The 2,715-nt window shown below is 71.8% G+C and carries 1 protein-coding gene and 2 pseudogenes; 1 reads left to right on the top strand and 2 read right to left on the bottom strand.

Annotated features, from left to right (window positions below; translation table 11 throughout):
* Together GKQ77_RS33760 and gabT are read right to left on the bottom strand one after the other, a co-directional pair.
* A pseudogene (locus tag GKQ77_RS33760) lies at nucleotides 1–191 on the bottom strand (phosphatase PAP2 family protein); the annotation flags it as partial.
* Nucleotides 192–295: 104 nt separating this feature from the next.
* The gene (gabT, locus tag GKQ77_RS31240; protein ID WP_219692483.1) at nucleotides 296–1,630 is read right to left on the bottom strand and encodes a 4-aminobutyrate--2-oxoglutarate transaminase; all 1,335 of its coding nucleotides are present in this window, start codon (nucleotides 1,628–1,630) and stop codon (nucleotides 296–298) included.
* Nucleotides 1,631–1,907: 277 nt separating this feature from the next.
* Here gabT and GKQ77_RS31245 point away from each other — a divergent pair.
* A pseudogene (locus tag GKQ77_RS31245) lies at nucleotides 1,908–2,715 on the top strand (ATP/GTP-binding protein); the annotation flags it as partial.

A 2,715-nucleotide genomic window follows, 5' to 3' on the forward strand; every position in this document is an offset into this window, starting at 1 on the left:
GTTCCGAGGCGGCCGAAAGGATCGGGGCGCCGCCCGCCCCGGGGGGTGTGGGGCGTGCGGCCATCCGATCGGTGAGGAGTTCCGGGGCCATGGGCCCCGGGGGTGTGCGCGAGGGCACGGCCGGGACGGGGCTGGGGAGGCTCCGCCCTGGTGTCGCCCGCAGTCACCTGCGGGCGGGGTGTTTCTCTCATCTGCAGAAACCGTACGGCAGAAGGTGTGCGGCCCGACAGGCGGATCGGCAACCCGTCATGGGGCTCGCACACCTTCTTCACACGCCCCGACGCACCTTGGGGGGTCAGACGCCGGCGAAGGCGCCCTCGATGATGTCCAGGCCCTCGTTGAGCAGGTCGTCGCCGATGACCAGCGGCGGCAGGAAGCGCAGGACGTTGCCGTAGGTGCCGCAGGTCAGGACCAGCAGGCCCTCCGCGTGGCAGGCCTTGGCCAGGGCCGCGGTGGCCGCCGGGTTCGGCTCCTTGGTCGTACGGTCCTTGACCAGCTCGATGGCGATCATCGCGCCGCGGCCGCGGATGTCGCCGATGATGTCGAACTTCTCGGCCATCGCGGAGAGCCGGGCCTTCATCGTCGCCTCGATCGCCTTCGCCTTGGCGTTGAGGTCCAGCTCCTTCATCGTCTCGATGGCGCCGAGCGCACCGGCGCAGGCCACCGGGTTACCGCCGTAGGTGCCGCCGAGGCCGCCCGCGTGCGGGGCGTCCATGATCTCGGCGCGGCCCGTGACGGCGGCGAGCGGCAGGCCGCCCGCGATGCCCTTGGCCGTGGTGATCAGGTCGGGGACGATGCCCTCGTCCTCGCAGGCGAACCACTGGCCGGTGCGGCAGAAGCCGGACTGGATCTCGTCCGCGACGAAGACGATGCCGTTGTCGTTGGCGAACTTCACGATCTCGGGCAGGAAGCCCTTGGCGGGCTCGATGAAGCCGCCCTCGCCGAGCACCGGCTCGATGATGATCGCGGCGACGTTCTCCGCGCCGACCTGCTTGGTGATCTGGTCGATGGCCTGCTTGGCGGCCTCGGGACCGGCGTTCTCGGCGCCGGTCGGCCAGCGGTAGCCGTAGGCGACCGGGACGCGGTAGACCTCGGGGGCGAACGGGCCGAAGCCGTGCTTGTACGGCATGTTCTTGGCGGTCAGCGCCATCGTGAGGTTCGTACGGCCGTGGTAGCCGTGGTCGAAGACGACGACGGCCTGGCGCTTGGTGTACGCACGGGCGATCTTGACGGCATTCTCGACGGCCTCGGCGCCGGAGTTGAACAGCGCCGACTTCTTCTCGTGGTCGCCCGGCGTCAGCTCGGCGAGCGCCTCGGCGACGGCCACGTACCCCTCGTACGGCGTGACCATGAAACAGGTGTGCGTGAACTCCTGGAGCTGGGCGGAGGCCCGGCGCACCACGGCCTCGGCGGAGGCGCCGACGGAGGTCACGGCGATGCCGGAACCGAAGTCGATCAGGCAGTTGCCGTCGACATCCTCGATGATGCCGCCGTCCGCGCGGGCGGTGAAGACGGGCAGTACGGAGCCCACGCCACCGGCGACCACGGCGGTACGGCGGGCCTGCAGCTCCTGCGACTTCGGACCGGGGATGGCGGTGACGACGCGGCGCTCCTGCGGGATGTCGCTCATGCGGGGCTCCTGTTTCTGGGGTTGAACGGCTACGCCGGACGTATGGCTGTCGGTTTCGCCTGGTTCGACGGGGGGTTTTCTCGCAGATTAGGTGCGGGACGGAGAGAGGGTCATGCTCCATCGGGGTGGGGTCGCGCGGCACGTTTGTCCGACTTGGACACATGCCGCCTTCCGGCCGTCCGGACGGACCGGGCGCGTAACCGGTGAAGTCCCCTCGCCCGGGCACTAGATTGAGCGCGGATCGACGGACGGACCGGCAGGTCAGGGGGCAAGGGCCATGGACACCGAGGGCACGCACGGGGCACGCGACGGGCAGCGGGCCGCACCGGTGCCGCGCCCGGCGCCACCGGCCGTCCCCACCGCGCCGCCGGTGCCCCGGCAGCCGCCCGGCGCCGCCGGGACCACCCCCGTCACCGCCGTCACCTCCATCGCCGAATGGCTGGCCACGCCCCGGCCCGAGGTGGCCCCGGGCATCTGGCGCTTCGGCTACCGGCCCCCGGAACCCGAGGTGGAGACCGAGGGCGCGGGCCGGCGCCTCGTCGTCGGCATGGCGATCTCCGCCGTACTCGGTCTGCTCTTCTGGTCGCTGTGGCGGCAGGGCAACATCCCCTACCAGTGGGCGCTCCTGAAGCTGTTCACGCCGGGGGACTGGTGGTGGGCCGGGAGCATGCAGCCCAAGCGCTGGGAGGGTGAGGAAGCCCCGATCGTCTACGAAGGGGTGGTCTTCGCCGCGCTGGTGTACACCGTGGGGCGCCTCGGTGCCTGGCCCGACGCGATCCGGCACTTCGTGGTGCGGCGCCCGCAGCCCTCCCGTGCCGTGCTCGCCTCCGTCGCCGCCGTCGGCGCCCTGGTCTTCGTCTGGCCGAGCGCCCTCGGGCTCGACATGCGGCCGCTGCCCGTGGTCGACCCCGTCTTCTCGCTGGTCGCGCTCATCGCGGGCCTCGACGTCTTCACCTCGCCCGCGGTCGCCACCATCCTGTACGCCCTGATCACGCTCGCCGTGCTGTGGCCCTTCGCCCGCATCGGCGGCTGGTGGCAGGCGCTCCGCGAGGCCAGGGGCACCACCGTGCGGCGGCCCGCCACCC

Source organism: Streptomyces anatolicus (assembly GCF_019400875.1).
Lineage (GTDB): Bacteria > Actinomycetota > Actinomycetes > Streptomycetales > Streptomycetaceae > Streptomyces > Streptomyces anatolicus.